This window comes from Pseudomonadota bacterium (genome assembly GCA_039818985.1).
In the GTDB taxonomy this organism is placed as follows: domain Bacteria; phylum Pseudomonadota; class Alphaproteobacteria; order Sphingomonadales; family Sphingomonadaceae; genus Alterisphingorhabdus.
In genome coordinates this window covers 2,355,893-2,376,637 of sequence record JBCBSU010000001.1, presented here as the reverse complement: position 1 = coordinate 2,376,637, position 20,745 = coordinate 2,355,893, and the positions used below count along the sequence as shown (strand labels likewise).

The following is a 20,745-nucleotide window of genomic DNA, read 5'->3' as shown; positions in this document are numbered from 1 at the left end:
GAGGCTGACAGGAACATGTACGATTCTGCCAATCTCGCTGCCATAGCGCCGTTGATGACCGGCGCGAATATGGACCGTGCCGACCAGATACGTGTCGACCCGGACCGGCTGGCGGAGGTGATGAATTGGCGGTCGCGCCTGCTCAAACTCGATGCGCTGGTACCCGGCATTACACCCGAGGGTGGGCTGCTGTGGAATTCGCTCGGCGAGCTGGGCGAGGATTGCGAGCCGCTGTTCCTCGGCATGCGCGACGACAAGGCGCATTTTGTCGAACTGCCGCCGCGTGACGGCACGGCCCGACCGGTGCAATATGATCCGCGGCTGTGGCAGGCCATTGCCCATATGCCGCGCGATGATCTGGCGATTTATGGTGCTGCGCGCAGCCTTGTCGATTGGCACAACCGTCACGGCTTTTGCGCGGTGTGCGGTTCACCGACGCGAATATCCAAGGGTGGCTGGTCGCGCCAGTGCGACAATTGCGGTGCCGAGCATTTTCCGCGTGTCGACCCGGTGTCGATCATGCTTGCCGAGCATGATGACGGGGTTGAGAAACGTGTCCTGCTGGGCCGTCAACCGCGCTTTCCGGCTAAACGTCTGTCGGCGCTGGCCGGCTTTATCGAACCGGGTGAATCGATCGAAGAGGGCGTTGCGCGCGAACTCTGGGAGGAGGCGGGTATCAGGGTGCGCGATGTTCGCTATGTCACCAGCCAGCCCTGGCCGTTCCCGTCATCGCTGATGATTGCCTGTATCTGCGCCACCGATGATCCGGCGCTGACGCTCGACACCACCGAGATCGAGGAGGCGCACTGGTTCTCCGCCGATGATGTCCGCGCCGCCATGGCCAATGCGCCCGATGCGTCGTTTATTGCCCCGCCGCCCTTTGCCGTAGCCCATGATCTGCTACGCTATTGGCTCGACACCCTGGACGAGAAGTGAGGAAGACCATGGCCGCGACACCCTATAAGCTGCGTATCGATATCGTCTCGGACGTGGTCTGCCCCTGGTGCATTATCGGTTATAAGCAGCTTGAAAACGCTCTGGAGATGGTCGGTGATGAGGTCGATGCCGAGATTGTCTGGCAGCCTTTCGAGCTCAACCCCAATATGCCACCCGAGGGCCAGGATATCGCTGAGCATGTGGCGCAGAAATATGGCAGCACGGCTGAGCAGAGCGCCAAGACCCGCGACCATATGGCGAAGCTGGGCGAGGGGCTGGGCTTTCGCTTCAGCAACGCGCCGGGCAAGCGCATCTATAACACCTTCCAGGCGCACCAGCTGTTGCACTGGGCCGGCGAGCATTTCGGCAGCGACGCCCAGACCAGACTGAAAATGGCACTCTTCTCCGCCTATTTTCAGGAGAACCAGGACGTCAGCGACGAGGACGTGCTCTTGCGCGCGGTCGAAAATGCCGGGCTCGATGCCGATGCCGCGCGCGAGATTCTCAACGACCCTGAACAGGCGGTGCAAGTCCGCAATGCGCTGAACGGCTGGATCGAACGCGGCGTCTCCGGGGTGCCTGCGACGATATTGGACGGCAAATATATGGTGCCGGGCGCGCAGGACGCCGAGACCTTCGCCCAGGTGATCCGCAAGGTCATCGCCAAGGCAGCAGCCTAGGCTCAGGCAGCGATTCCTGCAGGTGCGGCAATTACAGCAGCGCCAGCCGTGAGAGTTCGGACAGCATTTCCGCCGGCATGGCATCAAGCGCGGCATGGCCGCTGGCGAGATCGGCAGGCGCATCCGCTGCGTCAAGATAGCGCCAGCCCTGATGTGCCCGCCGCGGCGTCCGCACGACAGCGATCAGCCTGGGCTCCAGTCTGATCCAGTAGCGGCCCTGGCCATTTTCCCGAAAGCCCAGGATCGGGCTGCGGCCGACCAGGTTGCGGTCATGAATCCAGAACAGCGAGCCGCCGACAATCTCTGCCTCGCGTTTCGGCTTGTAGCGGGTCGTGAGTCGCGCCTCGCCAATGCCACCATTGGCGCGGCTGTGCGATTCAAGCCAGCGGCGCAGTGTCACCGGGCTCTCGCTGCCATAGGCGATTTTGGTCAGGTTCAGCGGCATCTGTGTCAGATGGCGTTCCGGCTTGCGCAGTGCAAGCGGCGAAGCGCCGGCAAAGGCCTCTCTTGTGGACAATCTCTGCGAGAGGCGTGGTCAGGAGGATGGCGAAGCGGCGACAACCGCCTCACGGCGTTCCTCATCATCGATCGCTCGCAGCCGCAGCGCCTCGCGCTGTTCCTTGGCCCAGGCGTCATCCTCGTCCTTGTTGAGCATGCGGTCGAGCATCTTGCGGCTAAGGCTGCGATTATCCTGTGCGATATAGAGTTCTGAAGCGGCGCGCAGGGCGCCCATATTATAAGGATCGAGCAACAGCGCGCGCAGAAGATCGCGCTCACGCCGCCCCATATCATCGCCAATGGCGCCGCGCGCCACCAGCAGGTCGACCTGATTGGGGTCGCTGGCAATCAGCGGGTCAAGCATGGCCAGCGCCGCGCCAATATCATCATTCTGCGCCAGCGACTGGGCCTCGGCAATCGCATCGTCATAGGTGGCAAAGCGTATCGCCGCATCGCTACTGCCGTTGAACACGGCGACGGAGACGCTGTCCTCGAACAGTTTGTCGCTTTCCTCATCCCAGCGCTTGGCTTCGGCGGGGAGATATTCGCTGCGACGAATATTGGTCGACATATAGCCGCGCACGATATTGCCCTCGCTCTCAAAGCTGCGGAAATAATGTGCCGGGCCGATGGTGCGATCATAATTGCCGCCATTGATACGCACCGCCTTGGTGCCTTCGGGCAACTGCAGTTCCACGCGCACCGCCTTATAGCTGGCGCCGGTGAACAGTGGCACGTCGCGATAGTCTTCATCATCGCGTTCGGAATAGAAATTGCGGCCAATGTTGAACTGTTTCAGGTCCAGCTCGCGGAAATCCTGAGCATCGCCCCAGACCAGATCGGCCTCACCGGTGAACACCATACGGGCATATTTGCCCTTGATATCGAACTGGACATCGAAATCGCGGAAGCGGATATCGTTCTCTTCGCTTTTTGAAGCCAGATCGGTGAGAATCTTTGCGCGGTCGGCCTCGGTCATATTCTCCATGTTGCGGGCCAGAGACAGGGCATTGTCGTCATAAAAGTTGACCGTCATGGTAATCGGGGTGAGCCGGTCGAGCCCGGCCCTTGCATCCATCTCGAGCACCAGTTCCTGTTGCGGCCTGTCATAACGGTCGTCGGTAAGCGCGATCAGCCCGGCACCGGCCTCGAGCGGAACCGCATAATCGTAGAAAACCGGTGGCAGGCGGTCGAGGCTGCTATCATCCTGACGGGTGCCGTCGAGCCAGTAAGTCTGGCCGTCTATACGGGCACGGACAAAGACATGGTTGAACCATCCGGGCATGACGATGGTATCTTCCAGCGCATCATTGCCATTGGTATGCACCATCACCGGCGTCGCATCCACGCCGAGTTCGCGCAGGATCGCGGTGAGCAGCACCGTCTTGCCCTTGCAGTCGCCAAAGCGACTGTCCCAAACCGATTGTGCCGATACCGGAGTGTAATTGCCCAGGCCCTGAAAGTTGCCGACATAGCGTATGTCGGTCTGGACCATTTGCAGCACTCGCTCGGTCGTTTCCTTCCGGCTCAGATCCAGCGCCCTGACCGTCTCGACATAGTCGCGCAGCGGCCCGCTATCGGGGATTGTCATCGCCGCTTCATAGACCGGCAGAAAGGCGCCGGAGAGCTCCTCCCAGCTGCGGAATGTCGAGAGCAGGAAACCCCGGCTGCGATAATAGCGCGACATCAGATTGTCGGGCATCTCCTCCCAGTCGACATTGTCGGTGGAGAATTTGCGCACACGATAGCCGCGTTCGCTGGTTTCCGGCATTTCAGGCAGGTCTTCGCCGAGATCAAGGAATATCTCCCGGTCCTTTGGCCAGACAATGCGCTGTATCAGCCGGTCGGCGCGGGTGCGGCCGGTGAAATAATGCCAGGTCTGATAATGGCCGGTCATCGGCGAATAGGCAGTCTCGATGCTGTGTGCGAAATCGATCACGTCGCCGACGCGCAGATCCTCGATCTGGATCGATGCGGTGACCTGTCCGTCGATAATTCCCTCGGCAAGATTGGCCTCGCGCTGGAAGGTCGCAAAGCCATCCTGCTTCTGCAAAATGTCGATCACCGTGTCGCCGCGTATGATCTTGAGATGATGGACCATCGCCACCGATCGTCCGGGCACCCATTCGATCGAGACCGTGCCCTGTGATTCGAGTGCTGAACGGTCGCTGATCCGGGTCACCAGTCGCTGATAGGTAATGCCGCCGGTATCGGTGATGAGATATTGGTCGCTGTGCAACGCCTCACTCATCGCCAGCCCGAGCGTCGCGTCGGTCTGGTCCGGAATATCCGCCACCTCGACCCAAGCGGGGATCGGCGCGAGCAGCAATTCTTCGCTGCTGTCATCGGTCGTCGCCACCGCAGGGGCCGCTATTGGCAGCGCCATGGCAGGCGTCATCGCCACAGGCAGCGCTGCAGCAGCGAGCGCGATGGCTAGAGCGGTCAGGCGCGGATAGGACGGCATAGTGAGATAACGTGCTTTCCTGTGTTTTGATCCGCCAGACAATCAGCAAATGCAGGGCAAAGCAAGTGGTCGGCGCATAGATTTTCGCTATTGCGGGCGGTTGCGCATCAATAGCGGTTACAGGCTGACCAGTCCGCTGGCCACGGCGAGGCCAAGAAAGGCGAAAAATCCCATCGAGTCGGTAATCATGGTAACGAATACCGATGAGGCAACTGCCGGGTCCTGTTCCATCCGGTCGAGCACCACCGGAACCAGCACGCCGGCCAGCCCGGCGATGATGACATTGATCACCATCGCCAGCGCAATCACTCCGCCAAGCATCGGATTGGCGAAAATCAGACCGGTCGCCATGCCGATCAGCACCGCGATGGTAAGACCATTGAGCGCCGCGACCCGCAGCTCGCGCAGGATGATGCGCGCGGTGTTCGACTGGGTCAGCTGGTTCATCGCCAGCGCGCGTACTGCCACCGCCATGGTCTGGGTGCCGGCATTGCCGCCGATCGAGGCGACAATCGGCATCAGCACTGCGAGTGCGACCATCTGCTCGATGGCGCCGCCGAAAAACGCGATAATCGCGCTGGCGACCACGGCGGTGCCCAGATTGGCCACCAGCCAGCGCACCCGGCTGGAATAGCTTTCGATGATCGGCTGGTTGATGTCGCCTTCACCGGCACCGGAAAGGCGCAAAATATCCTCGCCCGCTTCTTCCTGGACGATATGGATAATGTCATCAACGGTGATCTGGCCGACCAGTCGGCCCGATTCATCGACTACGGCGGCGGATATCAGGGCATATTTCTGGAACCGCAGCGCCACTTCCTCCTGATCCATATCGGTCGGGATCAGCGTCTGCTCGCGCTTCATCACATCGCTGAGCTGCACATCCCGCGGCGTGCGCATGATCCAGCTGAGCTGGCAGGTACCGACCGGGTGATGGCCGGGGTCGACAACGAAGATTTCCCAGAATTCGGTGCTCAGCTCGGTATGTTCGCGCAGATAGTCGAGCAGCTGGCCGACGGTCATATGTTCGGGCACGGCGACCAGGTCGCGCTGCATCAGTCGGCCCGCGCTCTCCTCGGGATAGGTGAGCGCGTCCTCGATCGCGGCGCGGTCTTCCGGCTCCAGCTCTTCGAGCACCGCCTGCTGATCGGCGGCGTCGAGATCCTCGATGATCGCCACCGCATCATCGGTCTCCAGCTGTCCGGCAAGCTCCGCCACCTGTTCGGCGGGGAGGAATTCGATAATGTCCTCACGGACATAATCATTGAGTTCAGCCAGCACATCGGCACCGAGCAGATCGGTGATCGCGCTGGCTAACGCCGGACGGTTCTCATTGTCGATCAGCTCGAACAGGTCAGCGACATCAGCCGGGTGCAGCGGCTCGACCAGATCATAGGTCGATTCGTCCACGCCATCGTCGAGCGAGGCCAGGACACGGCGGACATAGCCGGGCTTGAGCCGGTTTTCCTCGTCCAGCCGGTTTTCGCTGTCCAGCTGTTCCGGGGCAAGATCACGCTGCTCGATCATGTCATGCCCTTCCCTGTGCCAAAGTGTTGCGATTCACCGGCTATGTGACCGTAAAATGGCGCAAATGCAATTACGCTATGCACAATCTGCCGCCTGTTGCGCAGAGCCTTTGCAACGTTGCGGGCAATGGCCTCGGCGATGGGGTGACATTTCCGCCAGCCACGCTATAGCAGGCGCCATTCTTCCCCCAGGCCGGTCCCGTGACGGACTGGGCCCAGATAATTGGAAAAGAGAATTGCCATGGCTGACAATACCCTGACGCTTACCCTGGATAGCGGTGATGTGGTGATCAAGCTGCGCCCCGATCTTGCCCCCAATCATGTTGCCCGCATCACCGAGCTGGCGCGCGAAGGCTTTTATGACGGAGTCAGGTTCCACCGGGTGATTGACGGCTTCATGGCTCAGGGCGGATGTCCGCACGGCACCGGTACCGGTAGTTCCGAAAAGCCTGATCTGGAGCAGGAGTTCAACAGCGAACCGCATGTTCGCGGCACCTGTTCCATGGCCCGCACCATGGATCCGAACAGCGCCAACAGCCAGTTCTTCATCTGTTTCGATGATGCCGAATTTCTCGACGGCCAATATACCGTCTGGGGCCAGGTCACCATCGGCATGGAGCATGTCGACGCGCTGCCAAAGGGCGAACCGCCGGCAAATCCGGGCGTGATCCAGAAAGCCGTGGTGGGGTGAATTTCCTCACAGGGACTTGAGCTTTTGAAGTCAGCCCCGCGCAGGCAGGGTCAGGGCTTTTTCCTTAGAGGCCAGCCTTGACGAGCCAGTCATGGAATAGTCGAACTGCGCGGGTCTCCAGCGCGGCGGGGCGGCAGATAAACCAGTAGCTATAGGGGCTCTTGACCTCGACCGTATAGAGCCGTGCCAGACGCGGATCATGGGCGCGGTCGAGATGATTGTCGTGCATGATCGCGATACCCAGCCCCTGCGCTGCTGCCTCGAGCATCAGCGGGCCGCTGTCGAAATGATCGATGGCGCTGGGCTGGAGCTGCGGCATGCCGATCTCGTTCTTCCAGGCAGTAAACGAGTCGGCCATGTCATTGTGAATCAGGAAGGTCTGGTTCGCGAGCATGTCCGCCGAAGGTGTTTCGCCGAGCTGCGCCGCCAGATCGGTCGAGGCGATGGCAAAGACATAATTGTCGTCGAGCTGCACCGCATGCAGTCCGTCAGGAATGGTATCGGTGAGCACGATGGCGGCATCGAGGCTGTCGCCCAGCCGCTCCTCGGCATGGCCCGATGTATCGATATCGATATGCAGCAGCGGATAGAGCTGGCGCAGTTCGGGCAATTTGGGGAATAGCCGCTGGCTGCCGAACAGCGGCAGCACGCCGAGCCTGAGCCGCATGGTGCGGCTGCTGTCCATATGGGCATGCACCGCATCGGTGAGCAGATCGAGTGTCGGGCCGACGCTCTTGTACAGCGCCTCACCATCGCGGTTGAGCGTTAGCAGCTGCTTCTGGCGACGGAACAGCTTCTTGCCCATAAAGTCCTCAAGCGCGGCGATGCGCCGGCTGAGCGCCGAGGGTGACAGCGACAATTCGGCCGCTGCTGCCTTGGCCGATCCCAGCCGTGCAACCTGGGCAAAGGCCTCGAGTGACCGCAAGGGTGGCAATCTGCGCATTTCCGCTCCCATATAGCGATGAATCGCTTTTCCTTGTGCAGCGCAATAACATAATATAGCCGTCTATATAGCAGATTTCCGGTAAAAAATCCAGATAAGTGCAAAATTTGCAACCATTATGACTTATTTCGCACTTGCACAAAAATGGGCATGGCCCCATATCAGACAGGCCTTTCAGGCATCCTCTCCTATATGACTTACGGCCAGCCTTCGGGCTGGCCTTTTTTTTGCCCGGTTTCGGTGCAGAACAATTTTCAAAGCTGTGTTTGAAATCATTGGCGGGCGGGCCTAGGTCTAGGTTCTCATTACAGGAGAGCCGGTTTCGATGAGTGACAGCCCCGAAGCAGCCACCAAATCCGCCGAAACGGAGATAAAACTCCAGGTCGCCAATGCCCGCCCCGAAGACAGTGGTCGTGGCCTTGCCCGAATCAGCCAGCAGAATATGGCACGTCTGGGCATTGTCGAGGGCGATGTCATCACCATTCGCGGCAAGCGCGAGACCGCGTCGCGCGCGGTGCTGCCCTATGCCGAGGATGAGGGCCTTGAACTTATCCGTCTCGACGGCTTTCAGCGCGCCAATGCGGGTGTTGGTTCAAGCGACTATGTCCATCTCGCCAAGGCCGAGTCGGCACCGGCCAAGCGCGTGGTGCTGGCCCCCGCACAGAAGGATTTGCGGTTGCAGGGTTCGGCAGCCGCGCTCAAGCGCAGCTTTGCCGGTCGCCCTGTGGTTGCCGGTGATGTCGTCGCCACCAGCGGCCAGCAGCAGGTCAGCCGCAAGGACATGCCGCCACAGCTGCGCCAGATGCTCAACACGCCGGCCTTTGCGCTCACCCAGGTTCGGCTGGTGGTGGTCAGCACCAGCCCGAAAGGCATTGTCCATATCGATGCCGATACCGAGGTAGAGCTGCGCGCGGAGTATCAGGAACCCACAGAGGCACGGCGTGCCGATGTGACCTATGACGATATTGGCGGCATGGGCGAGACCATCGACCAGCTGGGCGAGATGGTTGAGTTGCCGTTGCGCTATCCCGAATTGTTTACCCGTCTCGGTGTCGATCCGCCGCGCGGGGTGTTGCTGCACGGCCCGCCGGGCACTGGCAAAACGCGGCTGGCGCGCGCTGTCGCCAATGAGAGCGATGCCGAGTTTTTCCTGATCAACGGGCCCGAGATCATGGGCTCTGCCTATGGTGAATCGGAGAAAAAGCTGCGCGAGCTGTTCGAGGCGGCGACCAAGGCGGCGCCGTCTATCCTGTTTATCGATGAGATCGATTCGATTGCGCCCAAGCGTGAGCGGGTACAGGGCGAGGCGGAAAAGCGGCTGGTCGCGCAGTTGCTGACACTCATGGACGGACTGGAGGCGCGCACCAATTTGGTGGTCATCGCCGCGACCAACCGTCCCGATGCGATTGACGAGGCGCTGCGCCGTCCGGGCCGGTTCGACCGCGAGATTATTGTCGGGGTGCCCGATGAGGCCGGTCGCCGCGAGATTTTCGCCATCCATACCCGTGGCATGCCGCTCTATGAGGATGTTGATCTTCAGGAACTGGCGCGCACCACATTTGGCTTTGTCGGTGCCGATATTGCGGCGCTGACGCGTGAAGCGGCTATCGAGGCGGTGCGTCGCATCATGCCGCAAATCGATCTGGAAGAGCAGACCATTCCGCAGGAGGTGCTCGACAATCTGTGTGTCAATCGCACCGATTTCATGGAAGCGATCAAGCGGGTTCAGCCCTCGGCGATGCGCGAGGTCATGGTGCAGGCCCCCGATATCGGCTGGGGCGATATTGGTGGACTCGACGAGGCACAGGCCAAACTGAAAGAGGGCATTGAGCTGCCGCTGAAAAATCCGATGGCGTTTCACCGGCTCGGAATTCGTCCGGCCAAGGGCTTTCTGCTCTATGGTCCGCCAGGAACCGGCAAGACGCTGCTGGCCAAGGCAGCGGCGAAGGAATCGGGCGCCAATTTCATCGCCACCAAATCGAGCGACTTGCTGTCCAAATGGTATGGCGAGAGCGAGCAGCAGATTGCCCGCCTGTTCGCCCGCGCGCGGCAGGTGGCGCCGACGGTGATCTTTATCGACGAGATTGACAGTCTGGTGCCGGTGCGCGGTCGCGGTATGGGCGAACCGCAGGTGACCGAGCGGGTGGTCAACACCATATTGGCCGAGATGGACGGGCTTGAAGAGCTGCAGGGCGTGGTGCTGATCGGGGCTACCAACCGCCCCAACCTTGTCGATCCGGCACTGCTGCGTCCCGGCCGCTTCGACGAACTGGTCTATGTTTCGGTACCCGACATGCAAGGTCGTCGTCGGATATTGGCTATCCACACATCCAGGATGCCGCTGCACGAGGATGTCGACCTCAGCCGGATAGCGGAGGAAGCAGGGAATTTCACCGGTGCCGATCTGGAGGATCTGGTGCGTCGTGCAGGACTCTTTGCCTTGCGCGAAAATGGCCTGGACCAGGACCCCGAAGGTCTCAAGGTCACGATGAAGCATTTCACGCAGGCGCTCAAGGCGTCGCGTTCATCGGTGACACCGGAGATGATAGAGGAATATTCCAAGATTGAAGCGACATTGAAGCAGCGGGCAATGGAGGTCGACCCGATCGGCTTTGTGACGCCCGGCATGCTGACCCCCACCAAGCAGAGGAAGCACGGATGATGAGGATATGGTGGTGGCCGTTGGCGGCGGCGCTGGCTATGGTGCCGCCCATGGCGACGGCGCAGGAGAAGCAACCGCTCACGCTTGAGGCGGTCTATGGCAGCCCCAGCCTGTCCGGTTCAACACCACGTGCGCTCAAACTCTCGCCCGATGGTCGTTATGCGACGCTGCTGAAACCGCGCGCGGATGACCGTCAACGGTATGACCTGTGGGCGATCGATACCATCACCGGCGAGGAACGGATGCTGGTCGACAGCGAGGCGCTTGGCGGGCGGGAGATTTCCGAAGAGGAAAAGATGCGCCGCGAGCGGATGCGACTGGCTGGCACACGCGGCATTGTCAGCTATGACTGGGGGCCGGATGGCAAGGCACTGCTGGTGCCGGTGGATGGCGATTTGTGGATCGCGCCGCTGGACGGAGCACCCCGGCGGCTGACCGACACCGAAGCCACCGAGCTCGATGCGCAACTGTCCGAGACGGGACGCTATGTCAGCTTTGTCCGTGGCGGCGAGCTTTATGTTACCGAGACCGCAACTGGCGAGGAGCGGCAACTGACTCAGGGTGCGAGCGACACGATTAGCTGGGGCTCGGCCGAATTTGTGGCGCAGGAGGAGCTGGATCGGTCACGCGGCCATTGGTGGAGCCCCGATGATAGCCTGCTCGCGGTGGCCCGCGTAGATGAAAGTGGCGTCGGTGTGGTGCAGCGGCTCGCCATTGGCGCCGAGGGCAGTGCGCTGATCGCCCAGCGCTATCCGCGCGCCGGTACCGATAATGCGGTGGTCGAACTGTTCGTGATGCGTCCCGATGGCAGCGACCGGATCAAGATGGATCTCGGTGATGACCCGGATTTCTATCTCGCCCGGGTCAACTGGTCGGCGGATGGCAAGACGCTTTGGGTACAGCGCCTCAGCCGGGATCAGAAGCGGCTCGACCTGCTGGCTTTTGATCCAGCGACCGGAAGTGCCAGCCCGGTATTGGCGGAAACGGCGGACACCTTCGTCAATCTGCCTTCAAGCGGCTTTGGGCAGGGCGGCGAACAGGGCCTTATCCCGTTGAAGGATGGCGGCTTTCTGTGGCTGTCCGAGCGTGATGGCTATATGCACCTCTATCGCTGGCGCGATGGCGGCCTCAACCAGATCACCAGCGGCGAATGGGTGGTCAGCAGTGTCGCGGGTGTCGATGAGCCCGGTAATGTCGCCTATATTGTCGGCAATCGCGAGACGCCGCTGGAACGGCATGTCTATGCCGTTCCGCTGGACGGCAGCGCCGAGCCGAAGCGGCTGACCGAGCGCGGTTACTGGCATGGCGGAACCAGCGATGGCAAGGGCACCCGCCTGCTGCTGCAGCGCCATAGCCCGATGCAGCCGCCGCAAGTCTATCTCGCCGATACGGCCGGCAAACGTCTGCGCTGGATGGAAGAGAATCGCATCGGTCCGAGTCATCCCTTCGCGCCATACAAGCATCTGCTACGCGCGCCGGAATATGGCACCATCAACGCCGCTGACGGCCAGGTGATGCACTGGGAAGTGCTCAAGCCTGAGGGTGAAGGGCCGTTCCCGGTTATCTTCAATGTCTATGGCGGGCCGCATGCCCAGCGCGTCGCCCGCGGCTGGGTTAGCCCGTCCGATCTTTGGTGGGTCGAGCAGGGCTATGCCATTTTCCGGCTCGACAATCGCGGCTCGGGCAATCGCGGCCGTGCTTTTGAGGAGCCGATTCATCTCGCTTTGGGCGGGGTTGAAGTGGAGGATCAGCTCGCCGGCCTCGCCTGGCTGAAACAGCAGCCCTGGGTCGCAAAAGACAGGATCGTCGCCAATGGCTGGTCCTATGGCGGCTATATGGTGCTCAAACTGCTACAGGCAGCGCCCGGCGCCTTTGCCGGCGGTATATCGGGGGCACCTGTGACGCAATGGGATCTGTATGATACCGCCTATACCGAGCGTTATCTCGGCGATCCGCGGGTTGATCCAGATGTCTATAAACGCGCCGATGTGCTGGGCCGTGTCGATGCGATCAAAGACCCGCTGCTGGTGGTGCATGGCATGAGCGATGACAATGTGATCTTCGATAATAGCGTGCGTTTGTTCGCCGAGTTGCAACAGGCGCGGGTGCCATTCGAAACCGCTGTCTATCCCGGCCAGGCGCATGGCTTTCAGAGCACTGACATATTGGTCCATCGCGCGCTGACGCTGGAGCGTTTCCTGGATAAGGTTGCACCAACAGGGGATGCGAAGTCGCTACCCTGATAAGAAGCTCAGCCGTGAAGCCGTAAGGCTTTGAGAAATCCCTCGGTTTCTGCATCTGCCGGGACCAGTGTTTCCAGACCAATGCCTGCCATCGCCTCGCTTTCGTTGCTGCCGAAATGGGTCGACATCGCTGTAAAGCTCAGTACATGGCCACCGAGGCGATAACTTTCGGAGACCAGTGGCGATGCTTGCTGCCCTTCGCTGTACAGGCCGATTTTGCGTGCCAATGGGTAGCGCAAAATACGTTCCAATGTGGCGCGCGCACCCTCATGGTTCAGTGCGGCGCGGCGCAGGCGCTGGATCAGGGCCGGGACGACCTCATCCGCATTGACGAGAAACCGGCCAATGCCTTCTGCATGCAGCGTCAGATCGAAGATATTCGGGCCATCGGGTCCGGTGACGGCCCAGAGGTCGCGCTTGGGATCAGCCATATGCAGCAAGGTGTCGATGGCGGCATTGGTCGCGAGCAGCCCGCCATCCGGGGCCAGCGCATAGCAGGGCCAGGGCAGGGCATGGTCAAGCTGGCGATGGACGCTCCAGCGCACCGGTGCCATGGCTGTGTCATCCCAGCCAATATCCTGCCGTTCGCTGCGCATGCCGGCTGCAGCGAGCAATTGATCCGCCTCATAGCCATCGGTGGTGAGCGCGAGGATAAGCTGGCTGAGTGCCTGTTTGCCAGGAGTCGACCGCCCGGTCTCGAGGAAGCTGATATGCCGCTGCGACAGTTCGGCGCGGTCGGCGAGTTGTTGCTGCGACCAGCCTTTGCGGCGGCGCTGTTGCGCGAGGACGGTTCCGAAATCGGTCATACCCGCTTTTTATAACATTGAGGTAATTGTATCAATTACCTTCGCCGTACATTTTGAGCCTCACATGACAGAGGAGACCCGAGATGATTGAACGCTGGAGAGAATGGATTGCCGCTTTTGACCAATGCTGTGCGGATGATCAATGGCAGCGACTGGAGCCGTTTCTTGCGGAAAATGTGACCTATTCGGTGAGTGGTGCCGCCTATCCCTGCCATTTGCAGGGACGGCAGAAAGTGATTGATGGTTTCGCCAGCTCGATACGCAATTTTGACCGGCATTTTGATGAACGCCAATGGCATGGCATCGGCATTCGCGAATATCCACCCTCGGTGATTACCGGCCGCGCTGTCGGTGTCTACCGCAAGGGTGACCTGCCGGTGCTCAGCTTTTCGGCCAAATCCATCTGGCAGTTCGACGGCGATATGCTGATCGCGATGAGCGATATGTATGACCCGGCGGAAATCGATGTGCAGCAGGGGCTGGCCTGGCTGGCCGAGCATGGCGCGGGAATGGACCCGAGCTATGGCTGAGGCGGCACGGTGGCTTTGATCCACGTCAATGTAGCCTGACAGACTCGCTGTTACCCATCCTTGACATATAGGAGGTAATAGCCATGCGGATTCTCTTTGTTCACCCGAATTATCACAGCGGCGGGGCAGAGATTGCGGGCAATTGGCCGCCCGCCTGGGTGGCCTATCTCTCCGGTGCGCTGAAAAAGCATGGCTTTGACGATATCCATTTCATCGATGCCATGACCAATGATCTGGATGACGAGGAATTGCGGACGCGGATTGATGACATCCAGCCCGATGTGGTCGGCGTCACCGCGATTACGCCGTCCATCTATGCTGCCGAAAATGTGCTCGACATTGCCCGCGAAATGGCGCCGCAAGCGCTGCGGGTGTTGGGCGGGGTGCATGCCACCTTCATGTACAAGCAGGTGCTCTCCGAAGCGCCCTGGGTCGATGTTATCGTTCGCGGTGAGGGCGAGGAGATTATCGTCAATCTGATGAAGACGCTGGAAGCAGGTCGCTGGCCGATGGACCAGCATAAAATCCCCGGCCTCGCCTTTATCGATGGTGACAAGATCGTCGCCACCCGCGCGGCATCGACGGTCAAGGATATTGATGGCCTGTCACCCGATTGGTCGCTGCTCGAATGGGACAAATATATCTATGTACCGCTCGGCACCAAAGTCGCCATCCCCAATATGGCGCGGGGGTGTCCTTTCACCTGTTCCTTCTGCTCGCAATGGAAATTCTGGCGCGATTATCGGGTGCGCGACCCGAAAAAGGTCGCTGATGAAATCCAGAATCTGGTTGAGGAACATGATGTCGGCTTCTTCATCCTCGCCGATGAGGAACCGACGATCAACAAGAAGAAGTTTATCCAATTCTGTCAGGAGCTGATTGATCGCGGCCTGAATGAGAAGGTGAAATGGGGTATCAACACCCGCGTCACCGATATTATGCGTGACAAGGAATTGCTGCCTTTTTATCGCGAGGCGGGGCTGGTGCATGTCTCGCTCGGCACCGAAGCGGCGGCGCAGTTGAAGCTCGACCAATTCAACAAGGAAACCAAGGTTGAGGAAAACAAAGAGGCGATCCGGCTGCTGCGTGAGGCGGATATTTTTGTTGAGGCGCAGTTTATCGTCGGCCTGGATAATGAAACCGAGGAGACGCTGGAACAGACATTCCAGATGGCATGGGACTGGCAGCCAGACCTCGCCAATTGGGCGATGTATACCCCCTGGCCGTTCACGCCTTTATTCCAGGAGATCAAGGACCAGGTCGAAGTGTTCGACTTTTCCAAGTATAATTTCGTCACCCCGATTATGAAGCCCGAAGCGCTGACCCGGGGTGAGTTGCTCAATGGCGTGATGAAGAATTATCGCCGCTTCTATATGCGCAAGGCGCTGTTCCACTATCCCTGGCGCGGCACGGGTTTCCGGCGGCGCTATCTGCTGGGATGCCTCAAGGCGTTCCTCAAGGCCGGGGTCAGCCGCACCTTTTATGATCTCGGCAAGGCGGGCTATTGGGGGCCGCAGACCAAGGACAAGGTGCATTTCGACTTTGACGAGACGCGCACCATCGCCGAGGCGCAGCTTGATGACTGGGAAGCCACCGCTGACCGTGCGCGTAAAGCGGCCGAGCGCCGTGAGGCAGTGCGTGCGCAGACCAAGGCAAGGGCGGCCGAGCGCAATGCCGAACGCGATAAAGCCAAAGCGTCTGGCGAGCGGGTGCCCGACACTATCATGGCCTGTGGCGGCGGTACCGAACAAATGGCCCAGGACGAGTAGGATCGGACGATGCACGGCGCACAGATCGGCCCCAATGCCCTGACGCAGCTGATCGAGCCGATAGAGCGGCGTTGTGGCGGTGAGATGGTGACGCGGCTGCTGCGCCAGTCGGGCATCAAGCGCCTGCCCGATATGACCGGGCTGATCGATGAAGACCCGGTGATTGCCCTGCATCACCATATGATCCGCGCCTTGCCGGATATGGCCGATGACATATCGCGTGAGGCGGGTGCGAGGACTGGGGCCTATATCATCGAAAACCGTATTCCCGGCTTTGCGCAAAAACTGCTGCGCCTTCTTCCCGCACCTGTTGCGGCTAGGCTTTTGGCCAAAGCGATAGCCAAGAACGCTTGGACTTTTGCCGGATCAGGCACATTTGCGGTGCAAAGCTGGTGGCCATTGGTTTTTACGCTTGAGGATAACCCGTTCGCCAAAGGGCTGCGAACTTATGCTCCTGCCTGTCACTGGCACGCGGCTGTGTTTGAAACGCTATTTCAGGAACTGGTCAGCCCGCATATCCGGGTGACAGAAACCACCTGCTGTGCCGCGGGCGATCCGCGCTGCACATTCCAAATCATGCTAGCCGCCTGACGGCAACGCCATAGACGGCTATCAGCAAGACCAGCAGCCCCATAATACCGGCCAGTCCGGCTTCGGGACCATAATTGCCGCCCGTCCACAAGTCTGGACCCGTCATTTCAGCGCGCAGCACCGAGCCTGCAGAAGGGTTGCCGCTCATGGCAAAACCAAAGACTTTACTCTGCGAAAAATTCCAGGCGGCATGCATCCCTATGGAAAGACCCAAACGGCCAGTCACAAGCATAGGCACACAGAAGACAACGCCGTTAAAGCTCAATATGGCGAGAGCTGACCAGGAAAAACTGCTGGTTCCAGCATGTGCCAAACCGAACAGCAGCGAGGTAATCAGCACTGCGATCATCTTTCCTTGCCTAGGACCAAAGCTGGTGGCTGCGCTGTCACGAATATTGACGAACAGATAGCCCCGAAAAAGTACTTCCTCCCAATAGCCAACCAACAGCGCTTTAACGAGGAACAGCCAGAAACCTGCGGTCAACAGAGCGGCAGGATCATATTCTGCAGAGCCGGCAAATCCTAAGCCATGCGTCAGAAGAAAGATGATAGCTACAGCTCCACCTGCGAGTGCGGCGCCGATACACAGTTCACCAGCCATGGAAGTATCCGCGCTCAAGCCATAGTCTGCCAGCTTCCTGTGTTCGATCCTGCGGCCCCAGAGGCTGAGAAGAATAGTCAGTAATATTGCGCCAATGGCGAATTGGAGCAAAGCGCTATCAAGCAGAAGTAGCGGAGAAACAAGGAGGCCGAAGAGAACTGCAAAGCCGGCAAGACGCCACAAAAGTCGCACCTGGCCCATTTGATTACGCAATAGGGGCATGCCGTATCTGCGGTTGCTGCCTTAGCCCTCAATAACTCGCGTCTCGGGATGATGCTTGTCGAGATGCTTGCGGATAATCTTCAGATTCTTGCTGTTCGAGCGCCAGAAAAAGTCGAACACATCGCCGACCAGCGGCACCGCACCGAGCAGCGCGTCGATGCCGACATTGCCGGTCATGCGCGCCAGCTGGAATTTCGACATGCCCAGATTACGTGCTTCCCAGACGATGTACATGCCCATGGCGGCGGTGATGATATCACCGATCACGGGGATCAGCCCGATGACCGAGTCGAGCCCGACAGGTGTTCGGGTACCGGGAATGACAAGGCTGCGCTCAAGCAGATGTTCCATCACCTCGACCCGCTGGCGCACGGCTTGCGGGTCGGTGGGCAGGTTGTTCAGCGCGGAGCGCACAAAGTCCTTCTGCTCCGCACCAAAGCGGGTGGAACTGTCAAATCGCTGGTCTTGGCGGGTCGCCATAATCTATCCTCTTGCAGTCGCTCCCTTGCCGCTGCATTTTTTCGCTATGCTCAACCTAAATGGGGTCTGTGAGCAGTTCCGACAAGGGATGCAGCCCGGTTGCACTCTCGGCATAGCCGGTAATATCGCCGCGCACCAAGGCCCAGCGCAGCGGCAGGCCGAGCGGAATATAGCTGTTGTGCAGCGTCATCAGTGTTTCGGCACGGGCTATTCCGGCGGCGCGCTGGTTGCGGTCATAGGCGGCGCGGGCATCCTGCAACACAAAGTCGGCCTCCTCATCGCAAATCGGTACATGGACACAGGACAGGCGGGCGAGATACCATTCAGCGCCGCCATAAGGCGCGATCTCGTCGATCAGTCTGAGATCGGCATCGGCGTTGAGGGGCACGCTTTCGGCGCGGATGCCGATCAGGCGCCAGTCGGCGCGCAGCCGCGCCATCAGATAGCGTGCCCCGGGGCCCGACGGCATGGCAATGCGCAAGGGCGGCAATGGTCCATTGGCCTGCTCCCACACCAGCACCCGCAGCCGTGCCTGTTCGCGCCGCGCGGCGATCGACATATCGGTCCAGCGATCGGCGACATTGGGCGCATAGTCCGTAATATTTTGCGGGATCAGCCGGGTGGTCGAGGTCCATTCGGTCAATTGCAGGCCGGAAAAAAGATCGCTCCTGTCGATCGCCATGGCCAGCGCTTCGCGCCGGGCCGGGTCGCTCAGAAAGCCGTCATTGCTGACGAACACCAGCCCGAAAAGCCCCGCGACCGGATCGAGCCGCAAGCGGCTGCGCGCAATGCCTGAAACATTGACCAGCGGCAGGTGTTGGAACCGTCCGCCGAGAACGATATCGCTTTCGCTGTTGCGGAAGCGTTGTATCGCCAGCGCCGCACGGTCGGCGGTGAAGATGATCCGGCGCTTTTCCTCCGCATCCTCTTCGGCCAGCATCGCCAGGTCCTGTGGCATTGCCTCCAGCGTGATCTTCCGTTCTGCTTCGGTCTCCACCAGCAACGGGCCGGTTCCCAGGCCATCGGTGCGGACCCCCATTTCCGGCAGCGCCAATATGTTGAGGAAATTGGGCGATGGTGATTCGAGCCGCACCTCGACCACCTGCCGTGTGCGTGCCAGCACGTCGCGCACCTTGGCCATTTCTGCAGCAAAGCGGCCGCCGCGCTCAATCTCTATCCGCTCGTTAAGGCCGCGGGCAACCGCCTGCGCTGTTACCTTGCGGCCATTCGACCAGTCGCGATCCTCGATCCGGAAAATATAGCTCAGCCCGTCATCGGTAACGACCCAGCGCTGGGCGAGACCGGGAACAATCTGACCCTCGGCATCATAACGGACAAGGCCTTGGGCCAGGTCCATGCGCATCTGACGGCTGGCGGGGCCAAGATTCATCCGGCCGATCTGCAAAATATCGTCGCCGCTATCGATCACCGATACGGTGATGGTGCGGTTATCGGCCTGGCCACAGCCAGCCAGCATCACACCGAGAAGCGCGGTCAGGAGAATCGGGATCAGGGTTACAGGCGGTTTCACGACTGTTTCTATGTCATTCTTTGTCTGTCAGCGACAGAGTGGCGCTGGGATGAATGTTGAGAACATTGTCCTGCCAGCCGACTATCCTTGGCGAGACAAGAGCACTGGCGCGGTAGAAATAGAGCGGCAACACCGGCGCATCGCGTGCAATCAGGGCATCGGCCTTGGCAAGCAGTGCATCGCGTCCATCGGCTGATGCACTGGCATTGTCGAGGAGCGCATCATAGTCGCTGCTGGCATAGCCGCTATAATTGACACTGCCGGCATCGGAACGATGCACCGCGAGGAAATTGTCAGCAGTCGGCAGGTCGGCAATCCAGCCCGAGCGCGCCAGATCGAAATCGCCGCGCCGCAGGCTGGCGAAATGCAGCGTTGCCTCGCTGTTGAGAATCTGTGCTTCTACCGGTAGTGCGCGCCACATCGCTGCCAGCGCTACCGCGACACGGCTATGCTCGCGTGCTGAATTGATGCGCATGGTGAAACGCAGCGGATTGGCTTCATCATAGCCGGCACCGACGAGCAGGCGCCGTGCGGTTTCGCGTTTTTCCGGGGTCAGGCTGCAGCCATTGGCGGCGTTTTCCAGCAATGCCGGTGGCACCACGCCACAGGCCGGGTGGTTGCCAAAGGGCTGCAGGGTGCGGCTGAGAAAGGCGCGGTCGACCGTCATCGACAGCGCCCGCCGCACATCGGCATTATCAAATGGTGGTCGCCGTGTGTTGAAGGCAAAATAATAAGTGCCGAGATAATCACTGCTGCGCAGATATTCGGGATGATTGTGCTGCAACCAGCGGTGGCGGTTATCGGGATAGCTGTGCGCAATATCGGCGGCGCCGCTGAGCACCAGCCGCATCCCCGCGAGCTTGTCGTCCATCGGTTTCCAGATCACTCGTGCTACGGGCGGTGTGGTGGCATGCCATTGCGGGTTACGCTCCAGCGCCGCTGCATCATTGAGCCGCCAGCGGGTCAGCCGATAAGCGCCGCTGGTGACCAGAGGCCGCATCGCGGTCCAGCCATCGCCGCGCGTCTCGATCAGGTGCATCGGCAGCGCCGCCATTGCCGGATGCGCCAGCAGCGAGGGCAGCTCGGGGAAGGGATGGGCAAGGGTGATACGCACCGTCTGCGCGTCTTCGGCAGTGATATTCGCAATAGCGCGGAACAATTCCCTGTGCGGCGAGGCGGTGGCCGTATCGTTGAGCCTTTGCCACAGCTTCGCGAACAGCGGCGCGGTAATCGCGGTGCCATCGGAAAAGAGGGCAGTATCGACCAGACGGAATTGCCAGAGCTTGCCGTCCTTGCTGACCGTCCAATCACGGGCGATGGCGGCTACGGCTTCACCTGCGCCATTATAACGGGTCAGCCCGTCAAACTGGTCGCGCGCCACGCGCAGGCTGGCGAGATCGGAATATTTCTGCGGGTCAAGCCCGCGTATCTCGGCATCGGAAAGCCGCACCAGCGTGTCCGGCCCGGTGCCGGTAGCGCTGTCCTGTTGCGACGCTTTGGTGCAGCCCGTCAGCACGAGAGCCAGCAGCAACAGGAAACGCGAGACCATCATGCCGCGCAGCATAAATGCCT

Annotated in this window: 17 protein-coding genes; 8 read left to right on the top strand and 9 right to left on the bottom strand. The window is 60.3% G+C overall.

Annotated features, from left to right (window positions below; translation table 11 throughout):
• Positions 1-15 precede the first annotated feature (15 nt).
• Together nudC and AAFX04_11295 are read left to right on the top strand one after the other, a co-directional pair.
• Positions 16-936 carry an NAD(+) diphosphatase gene (gene nudC, locus AAFX04_11300; GenBank protein ID MEO1046015.1) on the top strand — a complete coding sequence of 307 codons (921 nt, stop codon included), beginning with the start codon at positions 16-18 and terminating at the stop codon, positions 934-936.
• Positions 937-944: 8 nt separating this feature from the next.
• Complete coding sequence (locus AAFX04_11295) at positions 945-1,616, top strand: DsbA family oxidoreductase (protein MEO1046014.1); 672 nt, start codon at positions 945-947, stop codon at positions 1,614-1,616.
• Positions 1,617-1,647: 31 nt separating this feature from the next.
• Here the strand turns inward: AAFX04_11295 and AAFX04_11290 are convergent, their stop codons facing one another.
• From AAFX04_11290 to mgtE, 3 genes are all read right to left on the bottom strand, one after another.
• Positions 1,648-2,061 (bottom strand): DUF1489 family protein, encoded by a 414-nt coding sequence (locus AAFX04_11290; protein ID MEO1046013.1) that lies wholly within the window; start codon positions 2,059-2,061, stop codon positions 1,648-1,650.
• A gap of 90 nt (positions 2,062-2,151) precedes the next feature.
• A complete protein-coding gene (locus AAFX04_11285) occupies positions 2,152-4,578 on the bottom strand; it encodes a DUF3857 domain-containing protein (protein ID MEO1046012.1) in 2,427 nt (808 codons plus the stop codon).
• Positions 4,579-4,695: 117 nt separating this feature from the next.
• Complete coding sequence (gene mgtE / locus AAFX04_11280; GenBank protein MEO1046011.1) at positions 4,696-6,105, bottom strand: magnesium transporter; 1,410 nt, start codon at positions 6,103-6,105, stop codon at positions 4,696-4,698.
• Positions 6,106-6,345: 240 nt separating this feature from the next.
• On the opposite strand from mgtE, the gene AAFX04_11275 reads away from it, so the two are divergent.
• Positions 6,346-6,795: a peptidylprolyl isomerase gene (locus tag AAFX04_11275; GenBank protein ID MEO1046010.1), complete on the top strand. Its 450-nt coding sequence runs from the start codon at positions 6,346-6,348 to the stop codon at positions 6,793-6,795.
• 64 nt (positions 6,796-6,859) lie between these two features.
• On the opposite strand, the gene AAFX04_11270 is transcribed toward AAFX04_11275, so the two are convergent.
• A complete protein-coding gene (locus AAFX04_11270) occupies positions 6,860-7,738 on the bottom strand; it encodes a LysR substrate-binding domain-containing protein (GenBank protein MEO1046009.1) in 879 nt (292 codons plus the stop codon).
• Between the two features lie 325 nt (positions 7,739-8,063).
• Here AAFX04_11270 and AAFX04_11265 point away from each other — a divergent pair, with 325 nt between their 5' ends.
• Together AAFX04_11265 and AAFX04_11260 are read left to right on the top strand one after the other, a co-directional pair.
• Positions 8,064-10,400, top strand: coding sequence for a CDC48 family AAA ATPase (locus tag AAFX04_11265; protein ID MEO1046008.1), 2,337 nt, complete (start codon positions 8,064-8,066; stop codon positions 10,398-10,400).
• Positions 10,397-12,643: a S9 family peptidase gene (locus AAFX04_11260; protein MEO1046007.1), complete on the top strand. Its 2,247-nt coding sequence runs from the start codon at positions 10,397-10,399 to the stop codon at positions 12,641-12,643. The genes AAFX04_11265 and AAFX04_11260 overlap by 4 nt, the downstream gene beginning before the upstream one ends.
• Positions 12,644-12,651: 8 nt before the next feature.
• On the opposite strand, the gene AAFX04_11255 is transcribed toward AAFX04_11260, so the two are convergent.
• Positions 12,652-13,449: a helix-turn-helix domain-containing protein gene (locus tag AAFX04_11255; protein MEO1046006.1), complete on the bottom strand. Its 798-nt coding sequence runs from the start codon at positions 13,447-13,449 to the stop codon at positions 12,652-12,654.
• An 83-nt stretch (positions 13,450-13,532) separates the two neighbouring features.
• Between AAFX04_11255 and AAFX04_11250 the strand changes: the two genes are divergently transcribed.
• The 3 genes from AAFX04_11250 (at position 13,533) to bchJ (ending at position 16,339) form a co-directional block, all read left to right on the top strand.
• A complete protein-coding gene (locus AAFX04_11250; GenBank protein MEO1046005.1) occupies positions 13,533-13,979 on the top strand; it encodes a hypothetical protein in 447 nt (148 codons plus the stop codon).
• An 83-nt stretch (positions 13,980-14,062) separates the two neighbouring features.
• Entirely contained in the window at positions 14,063-15,748 is a 1,686-nt protein-coding gene (bchE, locus tag AAFX04_11245; protein MEO1046004.1) for a magnesium-protoporphyrin IX monomethyl ester anaerobic oxidative cyclase, read from the top strand.
• A gap of 9 nt (positions 15,749-15,757) precedes the next feature.
• Positions 15,758-16,339 (top strand): bacteriochlorophyll 4-vinyl reductase, encoded by a 582-nt coding sequence (bchJ, locus tag AAFX04_11240; protein MEO1046003.1) that lies wholly within the window; start codon positions 15,758-15,760, stop codon positions 16,337-16,339.
• On the opposite strand, the gene AAFX04_11235 is transcribed toward bchJ, so the two are convergent.
• The 4 genes from AAFX04_11235 to AAFX04_11220 are packed head-to-tail and all read right to left on the bottom strand — an operon-like array spanning position 16,323 to position 20,725.
• Complete coding sequence (locus AAFX04_11235; protein MEO1046002.1) at positions 16,323-17,162, bottom strand: type II CAAX endopeptidase family protein; 840 nt, start codon at positions 17,160-17,162, stop codon at positions 16,323-16,325. The two genes, bchJ and AAFX04_11235, sit on opposite strands and share 17 nt — an antisense overlap.
• 21 nt (positions 17,163-17,183) lie before the next feature.
• Positions 17,184-17,642: a DUF4112 domain-containing protein gene (locus tag AAFX04_11230; GenBank protein ID MEO1046001.1), complete on the bottom strand. Its 459-nt coding sequence runs from the start codon at positions 17,640-17,642 to the stop codon at positions 17,184-17,186.
• Positions 17,643-17,697: 55 nt separating this feature from the next.
• On the bottom strand, positions 17,698-19,173 hold the full coding sequence (locus AAFX04_11225; protein ID MEO1046000.1) for an ABC transporter substrate-binding protein: 1,476 nt from the start codon (positions 19,171-19,173) through the stop codon (positions 17,698-17,700).
• Between the two features lie 13 nt (positions 19,174-19,186).
• The gene (locus tag AAFX04_11220) at positions 19,187-20,725 is read right to left on the bottom strand and encodes a peptide ABC transporter substrate-binding protein (protein MEO1045999.1); all 1,539 of its coding nucleotides are present in this window, start codon (positions 20,723-20,725) and stop codon (positions 19,187-19,189) included.
• Between the last annotated feature and the right edge of the window lie 20 nt (positions 20,726-20,745).

Bases quoted from the DNA above. Each gene is read 5' to 3' on its own strand.
- nudC (MEO1046015.1), top strand. From the start codon at position 16: ATGTACGATTCTGCCAATCTCGCTGCCATAGCGCCGTTGATGACCGGC.
- AAFX04_11295 (MEO1046014.1), top strand. From the start codon at position 945: ATGGCCGCGACACCCTATAAGCTGCGTATCGATATCGTCTCGGACGTG.
- AAFX04_11290 (MEO1046013.1), bottom strand. From the start codon at position 2,061: ATGCCGCTGAACCTGACCAAAATCGCCTATGGCAGCGAGAGCCCGGTG.
- AAFX04_11285 (MEO1046012.1), bottom strand. From the start codon at position 4,578: ATGCCGTCCTATCCGCGCCTGACCGCTCTAGCCATCGCGCTCGCTGCT.
- mgtE (MEO1046011.1), bottom strand. From the start codon at position 6,105: ATGATCGAGCAGCGTGATCTTGCCCCGGAACAGCTGGACAGCGAAAAC.
- AAFX04_11275 (MEO1046010.1), top strand. From the start codon at position 6,346: ATGGCTGACAATACCCTGACGCTTACCCTGGATAGCGGTGATGTGGTG.
- AAFX04_11270 (MEO1046009.1), bottom strand. From the start codon at position 7,738: ATGCGCAGATTGCCACCCTTGCGGTCACTCGAGGCCTTTGCCCAGGTT.
- AAFX04_11265 (MEO1046008.1), top strand. From the start codon at position 8,064: ATGAGTGACAGCCCCGAAGCAGCCACCAAATCCGCCGAAACGGAGATA.
- AAFX04_11260 (MEO1046007.1), top strand. From the start codon at position 10,397: ATGATGAGGATATGGTGGTGGCCGTTGGCGGCGGCGCTGGCTATGGTG.
- AAFX04_11255 (MEO1046006.1), bottom strand. From the start codon at position 13,449: ATGACCGATTTCGGAACCGTCCTCGCGCAACAGCGCCGCCGCAAAGGC.
- AAFX04_11250 (MEO1046005.1), top strand. From the start codon at position 13,533: ATGATTGAACGCTGGAGAGAATGGATTGCCGCTTTTGACCAATGCTGT.
- bchE (MEO1046004.1), top strand. From the start codon at position 14,063: ATGCGGATTCTCTTTGTTCACCCGAATTATCACAGCGGCGGGGCAGAG.
- bchJ (MEO1046003.1), top strand. From the start codon at position 15,758: ATGCACGGCGCACAGATCGGCCCCAATGCCCTGACGCAGCTGATCGAG.
- AAFX04_11235 (MEO1046002.1), bottom strand. From the start codon at position 17,162: ATGCCCCTATTGCGTAATCAAATGGGCCAGGTGCGACTTTTGTGGCGT.
- AAFX04_11230 (MEO1046001.1), bottom strand. From the start codon at position 17,642: ATGGCGACCCGCCAAGACCAGCGATTTGACAGTTCCACCCGCTTTGGT.
- AAFX04_11220 (MEO1045999.1), bottom strand. From the start codon at position 20,725: ATGATGGTCTCGCGTTTCCTGTTGCTGCTGGCTCTCGTGCTGACGGGC.